Source organism: Bacillus paramycoides (assembly GCF_038971285.1).
In the GTDB taxonomy this organism is placed as follows: domain Bacteria; phylum Bacillota; class Bacilli; order Bacillales; family Bacillaceae_G; genus Bacillus_A.
In genome coordinates this window covers 260,735-280,057 of record NZ_CP152429.1, presented here as the reverse complement: position 1 = coordinate 280,057, position 19,323 = coordinate 260,735, and the positions used below count along the sequence as shown (strand labels likewise).

General features: G+C 31.5%; 19 protein-coding genes and 3 pseudogenes. 7 read left to right on the top strand and 15 right to left on the bottom strand.

The window, feature by feature from the left end; all coding sequences use genetic code 11:
* Window positions 1–220 precede the first annotated feature (220 nt).
* The 3 genes from AAG068_RS29015 to AAG068_RS29005 form a co-directional block, all read right to left on the bottom strand.
* Entirely contained in the window at window positions 221–928 is a 708-nt protein-coding gene (locus AAG068_RS29015) for an IS6 family transposase (protein WP_033717956.1), read from the bottom strand.
* Window positions 929–1,310: 382 nt separating this feature from the next.
* On the bottom strand, window positions 1,311–2,741 hold the full coding sequence (locus AAG068_RS29010; RefSeq protein ID WP_342718372.1) for an IS4 family transposase: 1,431 nt from the start codon (window positions 2,739–2,741) through the stop codon (window positions 1,311–1,313).
* Window positions 2,742–3,025: 284 nt separating this feature from the next.
* A complete protein-coding gene (locus tag AAG068_RS29005; RefSeq protein WP_342719985.1) occupies window positions 3,026–3,868 on the bottom strand; it encodes a type II CAAX endopeptidase family protein in 843 nt (280 codons plus the stop codon).
* Between the two features lie 203 nt (window positions 3,869–4,071).
* On the opposite strand from AAG068_RS29005, the pseudogene AAG068_RS29000 reads away from it, so the two are divergent.
* The 4 genes and pseudogenes from AAG068_RS29000 (at window position 4,072) to AAG068_RS30030 (ending at window position 7,144) form a co-directional block, all read left to right on the top strand.
* Window positions 4,072–5,491: pseudogene (locus AAG068_RS29000) on the top strand (IS4 family transposase).
* 344 nt (window positions 5,492–5,835) lie between these two features.
* Window positions 5,836–6,150: a hypothetical protein gene (locus tag AAG068_RS28995; protein WP_342719984.1), complete on the top strand. Its 315-nt coding sequence runs from the start codon at window positions 5,836–5,838 to the stop codon at window positions 6,148–6,150.
* 132 nt (window positions 6,151–6,282) lie between these two features.
* The gene (locus tag AAG068_RS28990; protein ID WP_342719983.1) at window positions 6,283–6,798 is read left to right on the top strand and encodes a hypothetical protein; all 516 of its coding nucleotides are present in this window, start codon (window positions 6,283–6,285) and stop codon (window positions 6,796–6,798) included.
* A gap of 209 nt (window positions 6,799–7,007) precedes the next feature.
* Window positions 7,008–7,144 (top strand): annotated as a pseudogene (locus tag AAG068_RS30030) (hypothetical protein).
* 115 nt (window positions 7,145–7,259) lie between these two features.
* Here the strand turns inward: AAG068_RS30030 and AAG068_RS28985 are convergent.
* The 3 genes from AAG068_RS28985 to AAG068_RS28975 form a co-directional block, all read right to left on the bottom strand.
* The gene (locus AAG068_RS28985; protein ID WP_342719982.1) at window positions 7,260–7,730 is read right to left on the bottom strand and encodes a DUF2726 domain-containing protein; all 471 of its coding nucleotides are present in this window, start codon (window positions 7,728–7,730) and stop codon (window positions 7,260–7,262) included.
* 618 nt (window positions 7,731–8,348) lie between these two features.
* On the bottom strand, window positions 8,349–9,107 hold the full coding sequence (locus tag AAG068_RS28980; RefSeq protein WP_342719981.1) for a DUF975 family protein: 759 nt from the start codon (window positions 9,105–9,107) through the stop codon (window positions 8,349–8,351).
* A 498-nt stretch (window positions 9,108–9,605) separates the two neighbouring features.
* Window positions 9,606–10,589: a glycerophosphodiester phosphodiesterase family protein gene (locus AAG068_RS28975; RefSeq protein WP_342719980.1), complete on the bottom strand. Its 984-nt coding sequence runs from the start codon at window positions 10,587–10,589 to the stop codon at window positions 9,606–9,608.
* Between the two features lie 408 nt (window positions 10,590–10,997).
* On the opposite strand from AAG068_RS28975, the gene AAG068_RS28970 reads away from it, so the two are divergent.
* A complete protein-coding gene (locus AAG068_RS28970; protein ID WP_342719979.1) occupies window positions 10,998–11,405 on the top strand; it encodes a hypothetical protein in 408 nt (135 codons plus the stop codon).
* A gap of 537 nt (window positions 11,406–11,942) precedes the next feature.
* On the opposite strand, the gene AAG068_RS28965 is transcribed toward AAG068_RS28970, so the two are convergent.
* From AAG068_RS28965 to tnpB, 4 genes are all read right to left on the bottom strand, one after another.
* The gene (locus AAG068_RS28965) at window positions 11,943–12,104 is read right to left on the bottom strand and encodes an aspartyl-phosphate phosphatase Spo0E family protein (RefSeq protein WP_342719978.1); all 162 of its coding nucleotides are present in this window, start codon (window positions 12,102–12,104) and stop codon (window positions 11,943–11,945) included.
* 195 nt (window positions 12,105–12,299) lie between these two features.
* Window positions 12,300–12,602, bottom strand: coding sequence for a hypothetical protein (locus tag AAG068_RS28960; RefSeq protein ID WP_428846016.1), 303 nt, complete (start codon window positions 12,600–12,602; stop codon window positions 12,300–12,302).
* A gap of 63 nt (window positions 12,603–12,665) precedes the next feature.
* Window positions 12,666–13,265: a hypothetical protein gene (locus AAG068_RS28955; RefSeq protein ID WP_342719976.1), complete on the bottom strand. Its 600-nt coding sequence runs from the start codon at window positions 13,263–13,265 to the stop codon at window positions 12,666–12,668.
* 212 nt (window positions 13,266–13,477) lie between these two features.
* Window positions 13,478–14,599: an IS200/IS605 family element RNA-guided endonuclease TnpB gene (gene tnpB, locus AAG068_RS28950; protein WP_342719975.1), complete on the bottom strand. Its 1,122-nt coding sequence runs from the start codon at window positions 14,597–14,599 to the stop codon at window positions 13,478–13,480.
* Between the two features lie 557 nt (window positions 14,600–15,156).
* Here tnpB and AAG068_RS28945 point away from each other — a divergent pair.
* Both AAG068_RS28945 and AAG068_RS28940 read left to right on the top strand, forming a co-directional pair.
* Window positions 15,157–15,566, top strand: a pseudogene (locus AAG068_RS28945) (hypothetical protein).
* A complete protein-coding gene (locus AAG068_RS28940; protein ID WP_342719974.1) occupies window positions 15,563–15,808 on the top strand; it encodes a hypothetical protein in 246 nt (81 codons plus the stop codon). The pseudogene AAG068_RS28945 and the gene AAG068_RS28940 overlap by 4 nt, the downstream one beginning before the upstream one ends.
* A 242-nt stretch (window positions 15,809–16,050) precedes the next feature.
* Here the strand turns inward: AAG068_RS28940 and AAG068_RS28935 are convergent, their stop codons facing one another.
* From AAG068_RS28935 to AAG068_RS28915, 5 genes are all read right to left on the bottom strand, one after another.
* A complete protein-coding gene (locus tag AAG068_RS28935; protein ID WP_342719973.1) occupies window positions 16,051–16,536 on the bottom strand; it encodes a hypothetical protein in 486 nt (161 codons plus the stop codon).
* A 91-nt stretch (window positions 16,537–16,627) separates the two neighbouring features.
* Entirely contained in the window at window positions 16,628–17,149 is a 522-nt protein-coding gene (locus AAG068_RS28930) for a hypothetical protein (protein ID WP_342719972.1), read from the bottom strand.
* A 61-nt stretch (window positions 17,150–17,210) separates the two neighbouring features.
* Window positions 17,211–17,693 (bottom strand): tungsten formylmethanofuran dehydrogenase, encoded by a 483-nt coding sequence (locus AAG068_RS28925; protein WP_342719971.1) that lies wholly within the window; start codon window positions 17,691–17,693, stop codon window positions 17,211–17,213.
* Between the two features lie 420 nt (window positions 17,694–18,113).
* Complete coding sequence (locus AAG068_RS28920; protein ID WP_134189579.1) at window positions 18,114–18,464, bottom strand: DUF2178 domain-containing protein; 351 nt, start codon at window positions 18,462–18,464, stop codon at window positions 18,114–18,116.
* Complete coding sequence (locus AAG068_RS28915) at window positions 18,454–18,693, bottom strand: helix-turn-helix transcriptional regulator (protein ID WP_025118318.1); 240 nt, start codon at window positions 18,691–18,693, stop codon at window positions 18,454–18,456. Before AAG068_RS28915 ends, AAG068_RS28920 begins: the two co-directional genes overlap by 11 nt.
* Between the last annotated feature and the right edge of the window lie 630 nt (window positions 18,694–19,323).

Below are 19,323 nucleotides of genomic sequence, written 5' to 3'. Positions count from 1 at the left end.
ATTATGCAATGCGTATACAATATGTATACGCATTGCATACGAGGTGTGTTGAATTTGCAAGTATTAATTTTGAAGTACAAAATTAATTGGTATTGTTTAAAAATTTATATTAAAGCTACCCTTAATTTTCTGCTTCTAATTTATCTGATGAATTTACGGTTCTGGTGCAAAGATAAAATAAAAGAGAATATAGCGCATATATTTCGAGCGGAATTGTATTTTATGCTGTTAGCCCAAACAATTGATGGATGAATTCTTTCTGATTTTGGACAGACTGGTCCCGTAAATCAATCTGTTCTTTTTTAATCATATGCATGGCTTCAACACCACTCAATATAGAAGTTGCAGTTTTAAATGACTTAAACCCCAACATAGGATGCACACGTTTCTTAATAAAACGATGATCTTGTTCCACTATATTATTGAGATATCTAACTTGTCTTAGCTTTATGCCTTCAGGCATATGTTTTTCTTCTTTCAACGCTTGAATTGCTACAGGATAGGCAGGGTTCTTATCTATTGTTATCACGCGAGGTTTAGAAACGTACGAAAAAGTCAGGGCTTTCTTGAAAAAACACTTGGCGGCTTGTTTATCTCTTGATTTACTTAGATAAAAATCAATGGTATTCCCTTCTGAATCAACGGCACGATATAAATACATCCATTGCCCTTTTACTTTAATATAGGTTTCATCGACTCTCCATGAATCATTTGTTGATTTTAGATGATGTCGTACTTTCTCTTCTAGTTGAGGTCCATATTGATGAACCCAGCGCATAATCGTTGTGTGAGCAATGGATAATCCTCTTTCCTCCATCATTTCCACCAGGTTACGGAAGCTCAAATTGTACCTTAGGTACCACCTTACTGTTAATAAGATTAGTTCCGGCTGATAATGCTTCCATTTGAACAAATTTCTCTTTTCCATACCGATCACACACCTTTTTTAGAGTAATACTATCAGTATGTCCAAGTTTAGGAGATTACTGGCAAGAGCTTTAGAGTTTTTGCACCAGAACCTATTTTGGTTCTGGTGCAAAAAATAATGTCATTGTGTACACTGAAATTATGCATAAAAAGTACGTCACTCTTTCTCGTTAATATAAAAGAATAGTAACGTGCTTTTAACTTTAAAAATAGCCTAAATGCTTAAGTTGATGGCGATGGGGTACCGCCACACATCCATCAACTTAAACTATATGTTTATATAAAAACTGATCTTTCCATGTAGTTTTTTATTATCTTTTATAGATATCATAAAAGTAGGCATATCAAATAAACCCTGACGGGTTTCAATTTTTTTACTATAACTATGCTACCTGATGGATTGAAGTGGTATACTCATAAACAACGCCCAAAATATCAAAGACCGTTTTTTTCTCATATCTGTGGGATTTTCGTCCGTTTCGCTGTAGGAGGTTAAACAGACGAAGAAGAATCTTTGATAATTCTTGGGTGTTCTTATGTAATGCTTGATAAAAAAGTAAGAAATAATCTTTAATCATGTACATCGCTTTATATTCACTTAGCTCTTTCTGTTTCTTACGTAACAGAAGTTCTCTCATTTTAAACATAGTAGAAGAACATAATAGGATACTAATGAGTTGTCCATAAAGGTGACATTCTAGTCGCTCTTGTTTAATAGATTTACAACGATGAATTTGAAACCAAGATTTCCATATTTTAAATAACAGCTCAATTTGCCAACGCAATGAATATAAATCATAGATTTTCTCTTTTGGCACCCATTCCGTAGGAATGTTTGTCATATATACCGTAATTCCTTGTAAGAGTTTCGTACGCTCTGTATATGTAATCCCTTTTTTCTTTTCGCGAATAGCTCGATCACGTAAGCGTTTCTGTTTTTGCTCCTCCGTACACCTATAAACCACAATGCGAGTAGGCAACTTGCCTTTACTCCCTACATATACATCATGTAACTCATACACTTGACCAGGTTGTAATTGTTTCATGATATCTTCTAAATGAATTTGTATATATACGGGTCTCAATTGAGCAGGTTTTGTTTTAAATACCACTGTTTCGAATTCTTTCCTATATATTTTAGTTGGTAATTTAAGACGTGATAAATAATATCCTTGCTTATCTTGGATAGACTTAAAGTCCTGTAAACGAAAGTATCCTAAGTCACGAATATATAGTTCATTCTTTTGTATCATGCCTGTTCGAGTTGCACCATATGCCTGATCACTTCGTTTTCCTGGTTCAATTTTCACATCAGGAAATTCTCCGCTCAACAAGTCATACTCTAATTGAATTTTTATACCAGCTTTATGACTACATCCTCCGGCACCAGGATAAGTAGATGCGAATCGATCTGGAACTTGAAAGGTTGTAGAATCAAGGATGCGAATGCGCTCAAAGTAAGCAGAAAGAGAATGAGAAATCTTAGATAACCCTCCAATCTTAGCTTGTAGAAGTGTAGTAAATACAGTTCGAAAGAAGGCTACCGAAGCTGAGTTAAAGCGTCGATTAAGTCCCTCTGGACTTAACAAAACCCCTGTTGAGGTTTCTAATTGACTACAAAGTTGAGTAAGAGAGGTAGTAGCGATTTGTTGATTTAACCATACACACAAAGATAGAAAATGGTGCCCATGGCACTTACGTTTTCGTTTCATTCCGCCAGCTTCTATAGCTAATCGATTAAGTGTAGCGGGAGACATATATCTATACAACTCTTCGGCAAATAAAGACAATTCTTGTTTTTGATGCATATTCATAAAAAGCACGTCACCCTTTCTCATTAATATAAGAAAATAGTAACGCACTTTCAATTTCAAGAATAGTCAAAATCCTTAAATTGATGGATGTGGGGTACCGCCACATGCCCATCAACCTAAGAAAACAAATCAACCCCAAAACAAAAAAATTCTTCAAATAATATATGAAAGAAAAGGATAGATAAAGGCATTTTAGCCTTATCTATCCTTTTCTGTACTACAAATGATTACGTTTACTACTCAAAAACTTCTATTACTATTTTTTATACACCATACAAATTTAATTAGGTTGTTGTGTACTTTAAAGGCGGTAAACTATCATATCTTAATAGTTCAGAATGTCTTCTAATAAAAGGAATAATCCACATTAATCCAATTGCTATCAGCACAACAGACATTAAAAGAATGATAGTTAATTCAGGTTGCGCTGAAGGTGTGCTTGTAGTTGTAGACTTTAATGCAGAAAAGATATCTCTTGAAGCTACAATTATATTATTAACCATGTGAGCTACTATAGAAGGGAATAAACTTTTCGTTTTCAAGTACATTAAACAAGAAATAATCCCAAATATTGTGGTTCCAAATACATTGTTTAGATGTAAAACACCGAAGCAGATGGAAGAGAATATAACTGCTTTTTTTATTCCGAATTTATATGTAAAACGACTAAGAATAAAGCCTCTAAACAAAATTTCTTCACAGATAGGAGCGACGAAAGAAAGAGTTATAGCTTTCATTAAAACAAACCATATGCTTTGTGTTTTAACTATTTCGTTTGTACCCTCTAGCGAAGTGCTCTTGGGTATTAATGAGAATACCATTACGATTAGCAATAACATACCTAACCCGAAAATCATAGTCATAATTGCTGATGCAAAAATTTTTCTGAAAGAAAAGGAAGATGGTTTTGACAAGTAAGTTTTAAACGAGATATTATATCTTTTAAATTTAAAACCAATCCAAAACATAGGAATAGCATAAATTGAAATAATAAGAGCAATATTCAACTGTACATCTTTAGGAATTTCTGTGAATATTAAAGGTAAAATAAACATCATTATTACAAAAGAGATAATGGCCCACATTAAAATGAACCTGGTTTTCATATGTTCAAAAATTTTATCCATTAATAGCCTCCTGTAGTTTTATGTATAGTATTCTATATTTTATTATATCATTTTAAAGGTATATTTTGGTATTTTATCTGATGTAGATTGTCCGCTATTTTGGGTCACGTTACATCGATATCAAGCTAAGATTTTACACTATCCATACAGCAAAAATGAAGTTATCCTTTCTGTAGAATTATAAGAAAGGATGGCGTTTTTTTATGAATCTTTCGATTCTTGATGAACTTCAACTGATTGCTGAAGAATTACAACGACATATGTCTTCTCATGTTCTAGAACACTTAGCCAAAGAAAAAGGATTCGTTCAGCGAAAGAGTAAATATCAAGCACAGGAGTTAGTTGCTTTATGTGTATGGCTTAGTCAACAGGTTGCAAGTACATCCCTCACGCAATTATGTAGCTGTCTTGAAGTATCTACAGGTGTTCTTATAAGTCCTGAAGGACTTAACCAACGATTTAATGCTTCCGCAGTAAAGTTTCTTGAACAAGTTCTAGCTAACCTTCTAACCCAAAGAATCCATTCAACACAAGAAATAATTCATCAATATACCACGATTTTTAAGCATATTCGGATTCTAGATTCTACAACATTTCAGCTTCCAGATCAGTTTTCTTCACATTATCAAGGTTCAGGTGGAAGCAGCCATACTGCAGGAGTTAAAATTCAATTGGAGTATGACCTATTGAGTGGAAAGTTTCTGCACGTTTATGTAGGAGAATGATAAAACTTTTAGTTCAACAAGCCTACAATCCATGCAACCAAAGGACTTGTGCATAAGAGATTTAGGTTATTTCGACTTACTTGATTTACAGAAGATCCATGATAAAGGAGCTTACTATATCTCACGTTTGAAATTAAATTCTCGAATCTATTGTAAGAATGATAATCCAGATTATTTTCGAAATGGGACCGTGAAGAAAGGAACAATATATATTCAGTTAGATATGGAAGAACTCATGAATCAATTGACCCCTGGTCAAACAATAGAGATTTCAGAAGCATACATTGGGCAGTATCAAAAACTACCAGCTCGTGTTATTATTCATCGATTAACAAAAGAACAAACAGAGAAAAGATTGAAGGAACAAGTCAAAAAAGAAAAGAAGAAAGGTATTACCTACAAAGAACGAAGTAAAAGGTTGAGTGGAATCAACGTGTATATAACGAATCTTTCTGCAGAAAATGTTCCAACGGAACATATCCACGACCTGTATTCATTACGCTGGCAAATTGAAATCTTGTTCAAAACATGGAAATCTTTCTTTCAAATTGACAAATGCAAAGAAATCAAGAAAGAGCGCTTAGAATGCCATTTATATGGACAACTTATTAGTATTTTACTTTGTTCATCAACGATGTTCAAAATGCGTCAGTTACTCTTGGATAAGAAAAAGAAAGAGCTAAGTGAATACAAATCCATCTATATGATAAAAAATTATTATCTATTGTTTTATGAAGGATTACAGCAGGGCATCTATGAATTATCAAAAGTTTTACTGCGTTTGTTTTATCTTTTAGAGAAAAACGGGAGAAAATCTCACCGGTATAAGAAGAAAACAGTCTTTGATATTTTAGGTGTCGTATATGACTTTACTATGTCTTACAATCCTGTAGCATAATCAAAAAAATTGAAACCCAATAGGGCTTATTTAGTATGCAAATCTTTAAAGAACTTGCAATGGATTTTTAGAAAAAAGAAAAAATCTCACATGAAATTAAACTTATATAAGCTTAGCTTGATGGCGATGTGGTGCCACCCCATTAATAAGAAAAATCGTAGGAATTGAATATTTCTACGATTTTTAAAATATTCAATTTAAATATTCATTTCCATGAAATAACCACATGCACTATCAACTTAATAGAAATTTATATTATTATTTTAAATACACACAATCTTTGCAGAAAAACATTAAATTCTATATGAATTTATATAGAAAACATAATTAAAGGAGAGCAGAACATGGTAAAACATATACTCAGTTTCATACTTGGAACATTTGTTATGATAATTGGTTCCTTTTGGGTTATTCCCTACATCCTCAAAACCATTGACAGTAATGTAAGCTATATTACTCAAGACAAAAAGTATTTTAGTAAGCTATATGACTATGACATTAACCTTTGGATGATTGCAATGCTTATATTCTGCATTTTTACTGCGATTTCTGTTCTTATATTTAAGTTACCTAATTATAATAGGGGCAAAAGCACTCATATAAAAAAATATAGTCAAACAAATCAGCAGAAAAAAGCGAAGAGAAGGCGTCGTAAATAATTGTTTTCTTATATTAAGTGATAATAAATTTGGTGCTCAATTCTTTTTAAACTAACTGTGCAAGATAGTTTAATAGGGGTGATGATATAATTAAGGGGAATGTACTTTATATTATAATTTATGAGGTGGAAAATGGACTCTTTAGAATTAAACAAATCTAAATATATTGTCTCTAACATCAAAGATATTTTGCGTAAAAGGCTTATTCTTGATAAACCACTAACTAAAGATGAGGTAAAAAATTTAAACCTGGTTAATCCTACTATATACGAATATGAGAAGTATCTCATTAAAGAACGGTGGTTTTGTAGTATCAATATCGGAGAATGGGAAGATGTAGATATTATTATTGAAGGAAATAATAAAAATCCAAATGTTGAGATTGTCGATATGGCAGAAAAAATATTCGATGAACTCTATCTCCATATAAGCTGTGCATTAAAATATTTACAGAAATTCTTCCCTAATCAAGAAATGAAGAATTACTACCTATCCACAATATCTTTTGGAAAGATTGCTAATATTGACGATTATATATTGCCAGGTTTTAGTTTAGCGTTTATTTATGAAGGTACCTATGAGTTTCAGTATAAAGTAAAATTTAAAGACAATGGATGGCCGATTGGTTTTGAAGGTGGGCCACTTTAATAATCATAGATAATTTTTCTTATTATGGGGATTTAAAATAAAGGTTAACTGTTTATAAAAAAGTTGCAATGCTTTTTCTCTTACAAAATAAAAAGTGTCCAATATATGAACACTTCATGTTATTATAGGTAAGCCATATTAATTCAGATTGATATGTAGGTGAGACAACGGAAAATAAAGATCCTAAACAAAAATACGATCTAAGCAAAATATACACATACATAGAGTTTCCTGATAAGATTAGCGGTCGCTGTCATAATTGTGGTAATACTTTATTTAAAAGTTCTGTTTAAGATTTATCTTTTTGCGAGAATGTCGTCAATATGGAATGAAGAAAATCATATAGCCCTAGCCAGGGCTTTTTTCATTTTATTTTATATGCTCATTTATAATATTCCTTTAATGATAAGATTGTTTAAATTGATCATCTCATTCAACTTGATGACAACTTGGTACTAAGCTTAAATTAATTCATATAACTTTAAAAAATATAAAATAGTTTCTTCTATTTGATTATTGGTCTCACTATAAGGAATATCTATAACTGGCAACCCAATGCCCCAACAAAAATTCCGCTTTATTTTGTCACGTAACATTCGCTTTCTCGAACCCTTAAAACCCCAAAAGTACTCAGATTTCATATATTTATAATGTTGTATACCATTATATTCTATAACAAATAAAGGATATTCCCCTTGGCAAACAACAAAATCCATTCGATAATCAAATTCAAATCCAAGTTTTTTAAGAGATAGTTCTTTAATAAAAACTATATTGTGTTTAATTAGAAATTGTGTAATAAATTCCGCTCCATTAGACTCTTTATACTTTCTGTTGCAGCTAGGACAATTTTCACCATCCTTTTTGATCTTAATGGGGGCTACCTTCCATTCATGCCCACGAAAGCATACATGTACCCCCTTAGTCCTCATTGATTTATAGGGCCCAATAAAAGTGATATCGGATCTATTCTTTGCTAAATAGTCTATATATTTTTGATGATTAGGTGATATATTTTCATTTATCTCTTTTCTTATTAAGTGAGAACACCATACATATTTACTATCATTATTCTCTTTATTAATGACATAAGACTGTATTAAATGTATGTCTTTATTCTTTTCAAGATTTTGAAGATACTCTCTGTATTGAGTTAATTCTGCAGGTCCTCTAGACTTTTTTTTATAAAAATGTATACAATCATAACGATCCTTTACTAAAAGAATTATTTTTTCCTCTAAACACCATAACTTTCATCCTTTTATTAAAAGTTGTATTAATTAAATGAAAGTTCATCATTAAATAATCAGTACTTGAATCTTTGCATAATCCTTACCCTATTCACTCCAACTTGCAACACGTTTGCGGTATCTTTGCCCTATTCCATCTAACTTACAACATGTTTGCGGTATTCTTACTCAAATCATAATAATCATGATATATCCAGCAGCTTAAGTCTTTTAATATATTATTAAAAAAAGGATATACTTAATTGCATATCCAGTATTAAGAATAGTATACATTTCACCTATTCCACACTTTCTTCTTATTTATATACTTCCCTTCGCTTCTCCAATATCCTGTTTTTTAATTAAATCTAAGTAAAAATGTGAGACAGTTGTGTTGTAATAAGGAGAAATAAAAATATATGATAGATTAAATGTAAACATTCCGATAAATGCAGCTAATAAAAACCAACCAATAAATGATAACCAAAGAACAAATAACTTTAGCTTTTGTCCTTTCATTATTCTTTTACTTTCTCTCAATGCTTCACTTGCTGTATAATCAGGATTCTCTACTAATATGTAATACGACATGGAATAAGAAAAATATTTAATAATACCTGGAATAATTAATAAGAGACTCCATAAAAAGAGAAAAATAGCTTGCAGTAGCCCCAATTTCATTGATTTAAACAAATTCTTCTTTTTAAATCCCGAAAATACATCGTCTACCTTAGCATCTTCTTTTTTCCCTAAGTGTAAAGTAAAAACAGAATATCCATAATTAAAGATACCTTGTATGACACTATAAATTAGGAAACAAACCCCACCTAAACCAATATAACTTAGAATAAGTACAGCAAGTGCTGTTGGATCTACTTGTGGTTGCCCACCAATTGAATAAATAAATAATGCATCAGGGCCAATTATACCGATAAACAGTACAAATATTAAATACATAAAAGTGGCGATTGCTGATGCACTTAAGGTTGGTACAAAATAGAATAAAGCTGATACTCCTATACCTACTCCCCATTTCCCATCTAACGAATTAAGTGCTGCTTTCTTAAAATTTCTTGTCATACTTGTATTCCCTCCTTTTTTCTTATTTTTCTTTACTAAAAAATAAAAGAACTTGTAGCAGGCCCCGCTACAAGTTCTTTTAGCCAAATACTTTAGCTCATCGAAAAATTATTTATTCTACACAATCGGAGGTAATGCCTAAAATATGGTTTGTTAACATCATTATATAACATAATTATGAATTTCCGTTAAAAATTCTATATATTCAGACAAATACCCCTCCACTTTTTTACTTATTTTCATGTAGTTTTATCTATTGAAAATAAGTAAAAAACTTCTGCACTATTTCAATCAAAAGATTATTTAATAAACATTAAAAGACCACCTATAAAATTTAACAGGTGATCTTTTTGTGATTTTGCACTTGTGCACTACTTTAAAAATATATCATAAGTTCATCTTTTTTGTTAAATATTTAATTCTATCAATTCTACAACAATTTTGGGAACTTAAAGTAATACTGCAATCATATAAACACTTCGATTATTAAATCACCCCTTATTTCTTAAATAAAGGTGCTATTTTATCAATGCGATTTGTCCAAATTCCACCTGTATATTCCTCGGGAAGACGTTTTATATCTTCAGGTGAGTCAAATCCACTTGAAAATCCAAATCCATTTCCTCCTACAATGATAACTCGAGTATCCGCTTTATCCATTCGATTAAGAAAACGATTTGGCCATCCCCAAAGCCAAGGAGCTACTTTGTCTGGTATATGCAACTCACCATGCTTCAGGCTTGAAGGCATGTAACCAGTCCATCCTAACGCAATATAAGTAAGAAGATCCTTTTTCATAGTTGCTTTTGACATTGTTCGTAAACTAGGGATACGCTCTTCAATCGCAGCTATTGGTTTATCACCACCATATACAGTTAGTTGCTCAAGGCGTTTTGCTGGTAGTTTCTTAAAATAAGCAGCCAATTGGATTCCTTCATTTTCATCATCACTTTTAATATGAATAAGAAAAGAACGATCCGGAAAATGGGTAAGTACTTCATCAAGTGTTGGCATAAGATTAGTCCCTTTACCACGAAACGGAAATGTTTTCCCCCCATCAGCTGTATAACCGTAACCAATATCTAGTGCTTGTAATTCTTTTGTTGTAAAATCTCTTGTAACACCTTTACCATTAGTACGACAATCAAGAGTCCAGTCATGAAAAATAACAAAATTATTATCTTTAGTTGGTTGAACATCAAATTCTACTAAATCAGCTCCAGCTTTAAATGCCGCTTCCATAGATGGAATTGTATTTTCTAAATAGGAATATTCAGGTTCATTTATACGTTCTGCTGTACATGTATCACCCTCAATCCCTTCCATACTAAATGTTTGCGAAAGTCCTCGGTGAGCAAGAAGAATTGGAGCCCCCTCGTCCCTCTTAGCAAAAAAAGAACTGTTATTTACATAAATAAATACGAAAAGGAAAAGAATTATCCAAGTCGTTTTACGTTTCAGTAACCTTTTTATTTTATTCATTGTATTCTCCTCTTAACTACTTATTGAGATTATTTAAATACTGATAAATGTTACAAGTTATCTTGCTACATTGCAATGGATTTCATTGGAAATTATAGGTTAGTACTTTGATATGAAGCGGGAGAAATTAAAAAATAATATATTGTGATACTTTTTCTATTAGGTAATTGTATGTCTTATGCATGGATTTGAAAAAAATCGTAGTGTTTTCTTCTCTTTCGATTAATGAAATTCAATTGATTTTTAATGAAACTATTTAAATTACGTTTTTTATTTGCTCTGACATCTGGATAGAAGTGTTTTTAAACAACATTATTTTCAAGCATTCATTTATTTGGAACAAAACAAAATATTTTATGTATTATGTGAAGAACAATAATTTTCAATTAAAAAAAGGGAGGAATAAGAATGAAAAAATTAAAAATGAGTATGATGGCATTTGTAACGACGTTGTTAGTATTGTTGGTCCCTTCTTCTACATTTGCAAACACAATAGAGCTTTTTAGTTCTGGATGGGATTACTTAGGAGAAGAAACGTTATATTCAAATGGTGCTGAAAGTTATGTATATGCCTCGACTGGTGGAGATTACAAGATTTGCCGAGCTGCTGAAGTAGGTTCAACTAGTAAGTTAAAAGTTGAATTATGGGAGTACGATCCTGATAGCTATAATGATTATGTAGGCGTACGATATTTAGGACCCGGTGAATGTGGCGTTTTCAGAAATATTGGTGGCTTTGTGGATGGAGGAAATGAAGCGGAATTTTTTGCGAAATCAAGATCTAGCAGTAAAATGCATTTAATCTTTTTTGATTAATTCACTAACAAAATGGTAAATAATCCGAGTCTAATACGTAAAAGTCAAAACGACAGATGGGCAAGATTAGGTTGATAGGTCACAATTCAACTTGCTTTAGATTTTTTTGGGGTCTATTGTTGATAATTTTTTCGAGTTAAGGTAAATGCATAGGTTACAGTATTATTAAATATAGTCGTAATGTGTACAAATCAGTTGCGACATTTTGATGTTTTTAACGAATTCTAAGGGAATTAAAATCAAACGGAAATTGTCAACTGGTGGACTGCTGTACCCTCTACTTGTTGCGCTTATTCTTTCGTTGTTATCTTCTTTTTCCTCAATATATGTCTTTGCACCTGTGCAGCAAGCTTTATCCTGTCCTATGATGTTTGAATCCCTAATTGGGTTTCTTTTCCCATCCCCTTAAAAAGGCTAAACTTTAAACAAACTTAATTGAGTTTTTACACTTTCTCAATATTACAGTATCAAATTTCTTATATAATTGAATTATTCTTTTTATTTATTTTCTGTATCTGTTCCCATTGAACCCTACTATTATAGGGTTTCTTTTTTTATAATCATATATTTATTAATTAATTTATCAATTTCCTGACTTAAATAGAGGACTTTCGTATGACTAAAGCCATATTTATTTACCAGTTCTACTAATTCTAATTTTTTATTTTCTATTAGATTATCTAACTTTGCCACTAACATAAACTTTTTTCTTTCACACTCCCTCTGAACAAAATAAAAAGAGCTGCTCCCAGCTCTTTTATACTAAAAATCTTTATTATTGCATTGTAAAACTTTCCATATCCTATTATAAATGAATATACATAAAGCCAACAACAATAATTTTAGTCTATTAAGAAATAAAAAAGCAGCAATATTTTATTACTGCTACAACTTCTATATAAATTCATTATTAATAAAAACATATTCTTCTGGTTCATCAACTTCACCATACCAAACTTCCAGCTTTATAATATGTTCTGCTACTTCTTTTAATATCAAATTCATAAATAATGAAATAGGTGTCACATTATATTCTGTATCTCTGTAATTCTTTAGATTGTCTATAAATGACCATTCATAACCTTTTAAATTTGTATAATAGTCATTCTCTTCTTCCCAGTTTCCTGTATTTATTAATTCCACCAATTCTTTATATTCATCCTTTATAATTACTTTACCTCGAAAGGCTGTATACATTTCAAAAGACAATTTTTTCACCCTCTTAAATTCATTATGAATTTAATTAACATATATACTTAACTACACAATAGAAGGTTTTAGAAATCGTAATACGTTTCCCTTTTCGCTAAATTCACTCTCATTGTTACAATTATTTGAGGTAAGGTCCACTATATAACTCTCTGAAATTTTAAAAGTTCTTTCCTCATTAAACATTGTCAAAGGAACTGATACTCCAACATTATTATCTAAATGACTTAGTACCATTACAGGGATAGTTTCTCCTTTTAATAAATCAACATATGAGGTCTTAACTTTATAATAATGCCCTTCTAAAAAATGCATTTTTCCATTTATTAAATCCACTGCAACTCCATTATTACAGTACGCTAAGCTTTGATTTGAAAAATGGATGTCATCCGATACTTTAATAAATTTCATTGTTTTATTATCAAATATATAGTAACCCTCTCTTACTACAAAGAGATTATGCGGATTGATAAACTCTAGCAAATAATGCGTGACTTCAAAGCTAGTATCTCCCTCAATCATTTCTCTGTATTCTACATAAAGTTTCTCTAATTTTTTAAATGTACTTAATTTGATCTCCTGATTTGGTCTTGATGCAAGTGTTAAGTCATCTAATACCCATTTAGCCACGTATGTTGACGTTGGAATCATTTACAATATACCCCTTCAAAATTCTATATATGAACATATAAACTATTTAAATTAAATAAATTAGGCTCTACTTAAAGTATAGGCAGAATCTATTTAATAACTAAGATAATTCTCTAACTTTTTCATATTTACTTCTTTTGAACTACCCCCACTTTCACTTCGTTTAGAAGAGGGGGATTCCTAAGTAAAGAGTTCTATCGAACTCTAATTTATTAGGCTAACCCCACAGTCCTTGCGGTTAGAAGCCTTATTGCTTCATTCTTTAGATTGATACTTGCGTTAATATCCCTATCATGATGTGCATGACAAGAAGGGCAATCCCATTTACGTAGGTTTAGATTTTTAACGTCTTTGTTTTGATATCCACAACAGGAACATAATTGGCTTGAAGCAAATGTTTTTGATACGACAATGACTTGTTTGCCATACCATTTTACTTTGTATTCCAACATGGTTCGAAACTGTGACCATGATACCTCACTAATCGCTTTTGCTAACTTATGATTCTTTAACATATTCGATACTTGCAAATCCTCTATACCGATAACATCGTGGTTTTTGATGATTTCGGTTGAGATTTTGTCCAAGTAATCTTTTCTAGCATTTGATATGTATTCATGAATTCTAGCTACTTTTACTCGTTGTTTATTCCAACGAGAAGATCCTTTCATTCTTCTAGAAAGAACACGCTGTGCTTTTGCCAACTTCTCTTCTAACGACCGAAAAAACTTCGGGTTTTCATAGGGTGTTCCATCTGACAAAATGGCGAAATTTTTTAGTCCCACATCCATTCCAATGTAAGAATTTGTTTTCGGAAGTTCTTGCACTTCTGTTTCAACTAACAATGACACAAAGTATCTACCAGAAGGGTTGCGTCTAACCGTAGCATTTAAAATACGTCCCTTTACTTCACGACTTTTGGCAAATCGAACAAGACCTAGTTTTGGCAATTTCATTTTGTTTCCTACAACGGCAATGTTTTCATTTGTTTGTTTTGTGGTGTAAGATTGTACGTTGTTCTTCTTAGATTTGAAACGCGGGGCATTGTTTTGTTTTTTGAGAAGGCGTGTATAAGCATCCGCAAGGTTGCGAACAGACGACTGAATCGCAATACTATCCACTTCTTTTAGCCAAACAAACTCTTTCTTCATGGCAGGGAGCTTGGCAGAGCATGTACCATATGTTAAACCTTTTCCTGTTTCTTTGTATGCATTATTCCATAGAGATAGGAAGTGGTTGAATACAAAACGAGAGCAACCAATCGTTTTATTCATTAGGGGCGCTTGTGCTTTATTTGGATAGATACGAAATTTATATGCTTTATTGATCATCATTCCTTTCACCCCCATATCGATATGTGTCTATTATACAACGAACATACATTCCATATGTAGTGAAGTAACAGTTTATGAATGTAGAACAATTAAGGTGGCTTCCTGCCATCCCTTGTCTGAAGCCAATTCATCTCCCACCTACTCACTTCGCGTTCCTTGAGGAAGGAGTCTTCTTGCCTAAAATGATAAATTATAATTATCAAACTCCTACTATGAAATTTTCAAGAATCAAAAAACTAAAACAATTTGATGTAGCTATTTGGCTGTATAAAAATAAATTAACTACCGTTTAACTGGATTTACACTTTAAAAAATATACAAGTTGTTCCTATTATGTCGAGACAATTGAACCATTTGAAAAGAAAACCATACACAGTAAATCATATAAGGATATATGTAGCAATTGTGATTATGTTTTACGTAATTACGTGTGAAATTCTAAATGATATTTCCGTCCTTTCAGGGACAGTATTCCCTTGATTACCTGATGTATAAAAATGTATTAAACATATGGTACGTGAAATTTTACAAAGAACACTTTAGGAGGTATTAAGCACATGGCAAATGTTGTGTTAATTATAAGGAATTCAGATTTATTAAGATCTATGAATAAAATATTAACTAATTCTGAATCAGTAGAAAAAGTGCAAGAATCACTGAATAAGGCAAAGACAAAAATACACTGCCACACGGTCTGTTATGGCATTGGACGGATTTTAAGTGGGATATGCCAGAGGAACTAGGAGAAAACATAAACAATACTAAAAATAGCGAATCTATTTTACTTTTATTTTATTGGCTAAATTGCATTGGAAGTGAAAACTATTATTTAGCAAGAATTGAGGAAAGATATGTTATAGATGAGCATGATCCATTAGATACATAGAGTAATTTACATGTACCATCATTAGATTTATCCTTAAATGTTTCAATCTCCTTTGGTTTTGAAAAGGAGGATACAATATGAAAATACGTAATATTTATCGTCATAGTTATGGAACTGCAAGTATAGATAAAATTCTTCCTTCAATAATAACTAAAAGTATTTGGGATTTTTTTAAAACACAAATACTTCTAAAAAACAATTCCTTATTAAGCTATAAACACATCTTTGATTTAAAATTGGAAGATAATTATTTGGTATTAAATTATCAACCAGAAAGTCCAGGTTTTGAGATACGTTCCAAAACAAATGTAAAAGTGGATTAACTTCCATTAGCACATCGTATATGGATTATTGATAACGGTAAAAGTTTTATTATGATGTTACCTACGGATTATTGATAGGAATTAGACTATACACTTATTTTACTTAGTAAAATAGGTGCTTCAAAATAACACCATTTAAAATACCGGTTCTTATTAGAACCAGTATTTTATTATGTATTAAGCTTTAGTATCCATTAATTATAGGATAGCCTATAGATATAACACACTCCCCTATAGTTAGGTTACTTAGATTTTTTCAATTCTTCGTTTGCTTTATCTATTAACTTAGAAGCAGTCTCTAATCTTTCAACCCCAGCATCAACTTCATATTCTTTACCCTTATCTAAACCTTCTTGTATGATTTCCACTCCATCTTTTACATGAATCATCGCTAAACCTACATTATGTTGTACTGGGTAATCTTTTACTTCATACTCTAACTTACTTATTTTGTCCGCTAACTCTAAATAAGGTTTAGATACTTCTTTTAACTCTTCTGACTTTTTCTTCATTGACTTGCTACTTTTTACAATACCGTCTATTTCTTTAGATTGTTCGGAGAAATCTTTCATTAAATATTCTAGGTTCTTACTGAAGTCTTCTTTTTTATTCTGTTTAACAGAAGCTTCCATTGCTTCATCTTTCTTAACCTTTGTCTCACATCCAACCCCAGTTAACATTAACATTGGAACTACTAAAAAAGATAAAATCTTACGTTTCATTGACATATACCCCTTTGTTTTAAAATGCTTTTTCTATTCTTTCCACTTTTTTATTTGTTTCCATTTTATTCGCCACTATGAATATCGTTTATTTTACCTATTTTCCTAATGTTTCAGCAATATCTTCAATCTCTTTTAAATATATATCGTTCACATCACTTATCCCCTCTAAATACTTGTCAAATGGTTCATTCATACTGTCTGTAGCTTCTTTAAGTTTAGTTGAATCTTCTTGTTTAATAGCGTCTAATTGCTTATTAAAAGATTTATCTATCGCTGTAGTTGCTTGAGATACCTTTTTATGGGCATCTTTATATTTTGAGCTTGGTGCTAATCTTCTCATTTGTGCTGTAACTGACTTTGCTTGTTTAAATTTCTCTTCAAACTCAGCTTTGGATGATTCAGAACTATACCCCTTTTCCTCAGCTATAGCTAGATCTTCAATAATAGTGTTAAACTCTTTATTTAATTGGAGTAGATTTCCTGCATAAATGTCTTCCTTTTTTGCATCTTCTTTCGAAACAATAGCGTGCTCTTCATCTATTGCATTACTTCCACAACCAACTCCTCCTATTAATAGCATGAAGGGTAAAGCAAGTTTTAGTGCCTTTTGTTTCATATCTTTTCCTACTTTCTTAAAGCTCATTTTCTAGTAGTTCAGAAGCTAACTAAATTACCAACTATTTAATGTCTTTCATCATCTCGTTTGCTTCGTTTATCTTCTTAGAAGCTTTGACTACTGCATCATTACCTAGTTCTATTAATTTCCTATCTTTTAATTCTAGACCGTCTCCAATTAATTTAATTGACATATCTAGTAAACCCATAGCAGTATCTATTGTAAACTGCACATCTTTATACTTTTCGTCATGCTTTAATTTTTTAACCTTTTCAGATGTTTCAAGTAAGTCCTTAGAAGCTAAATCAAATTCTTTTTTCTTCTCTTCTACTGATTTTTGGCTTGTTAATATGTCACTTACGACCTTGGACTGTTCAGAAACATCTTTCATCAGATAAGCCAGGTTTTCCTCATAGTCTTCTTTCTTATTTTGCTCAATAGAAATTTTACTATCTACTTGTTTTTCTTTTGTAGTACACCCTGCTGCTCCCCCTGCTACAAACATAAGTGAAAATGCTAATAATATTAGTCCCTTTACCTTCAAACTCCCATACCCCTTCTGAGAAATTGTAAGTAATTAACATATGAAACCATAACATAAATTACGTAAATAGACTATAAAAAATAGCAATTCTTACGGTGAATTTTGAGTGTTCTAACAACCTTAAAATATGCATTACAATTATAGAATATCTCACTCCATATACTTTTTTAATTTTCCTTTATTTAGCTTCTAAAGTTTAGTATTTTGTTGTTTTTTATGCTCCCTGGGATACCGTCAGCGTTTTTCAAAATAATCTATGCTATACGGAAAAATAAAATAAGCTGCCCGTGTGGGCAACTTATTTACATAATTATCGTTATTGGAAGTTAATTAATTTTTTCTATGTACCAAAGAAAGGAAATAACCTAGTAAAAAGAGAGGTTATCAATGCACTCACATTCAAGAATAATTGACCTTTCCTTATAAAAAATCCTTTTTATATTGGATAGCCATGTAAGTTCCAGCAGCTAAAATTGCTAGCGCATATTTGAATAAGAAAAAAATGTTCCACATGTAGTCTTTTGGAAAAATCATGTCACATAGTATAATTGCACACAGCATAAAGTAACTGCTTTTCAAAAAGATTGTATTTGTTCGTTCGTCGTCTTTTCCAATCTTCTTATAAAATACACAAGCAAAAATCAAACTACCCATGAGCAGTAAAAAACCAACTCCAACGAGAATATTCCAATTTCCTGTAGATTGTTCAGCCCAGGACTTTAAAGGGTAAAAAATTGCATTAGGGATATCTGAGATTGACTTAATTTCCATTTTTATCATTTCCTTTCAGATAAGTAAAAATATCGTTTACATCAACATTAAAAAATTCGGCAATTCGAAAAGCTAACAGCAGAGTCGGAACATAATTTCCTTTTTCCATTACGAAGATGGTTTGTTTGGAAACTCCGACTTTTTCTGCTAATTCTTGCTGAGACATTCTGGCAAGTACACGATATTCATAAACCTTATTTGATATCGAATCACCAAAATCTTTCTTCATGACCATCACCTCTTGAATTAAATTATAAACCTATTTTTTACAAAAAGTAAATTAAACTTATATAAAAGTATAAAATATTTTCATTTTTAATTAGATTACTTTAATTTAACAAGAGCCAGAACGCAGAAATAACCTGATAAAATTCATGATTTCGTCAGGTTCACATGCTTTTTATTTTGACTTATGAATAAAGATTCATGTGTAGTTCACATAACGTCTTATTATCGGTAGCAAGGTCAAGGAGGCATCTCTCCCTTACAAGGGAACCTCCTTTCTTTGTTCTATCGACCTATGCATTTTTTATACATTCCTATCCTGGCACGGTTTTAGTGTTCTTTTTTGTTGTTGGATAAATAAAAAACTGTATTAAATCTTGCATGCTCCTAGATGTCACTATATATGAACACTACGTATTTGATTTTCTCAATGACCAACATTACTTAACGTGGTAAAATAGTATTCGGATGGGAATCCAATGTTATTAAAATTAAAGTGGTTATCAAGTCGGAGGAAGGCACCTTAGGGTGTCTTTTCTTTTTAAAATATATAAACGTAACTAACCCTTTCCTAATAGAGGCCTTCCTCATGCCTCCTTACAGGGAGAATGATAAGGCTTTTTTTATTTACCCA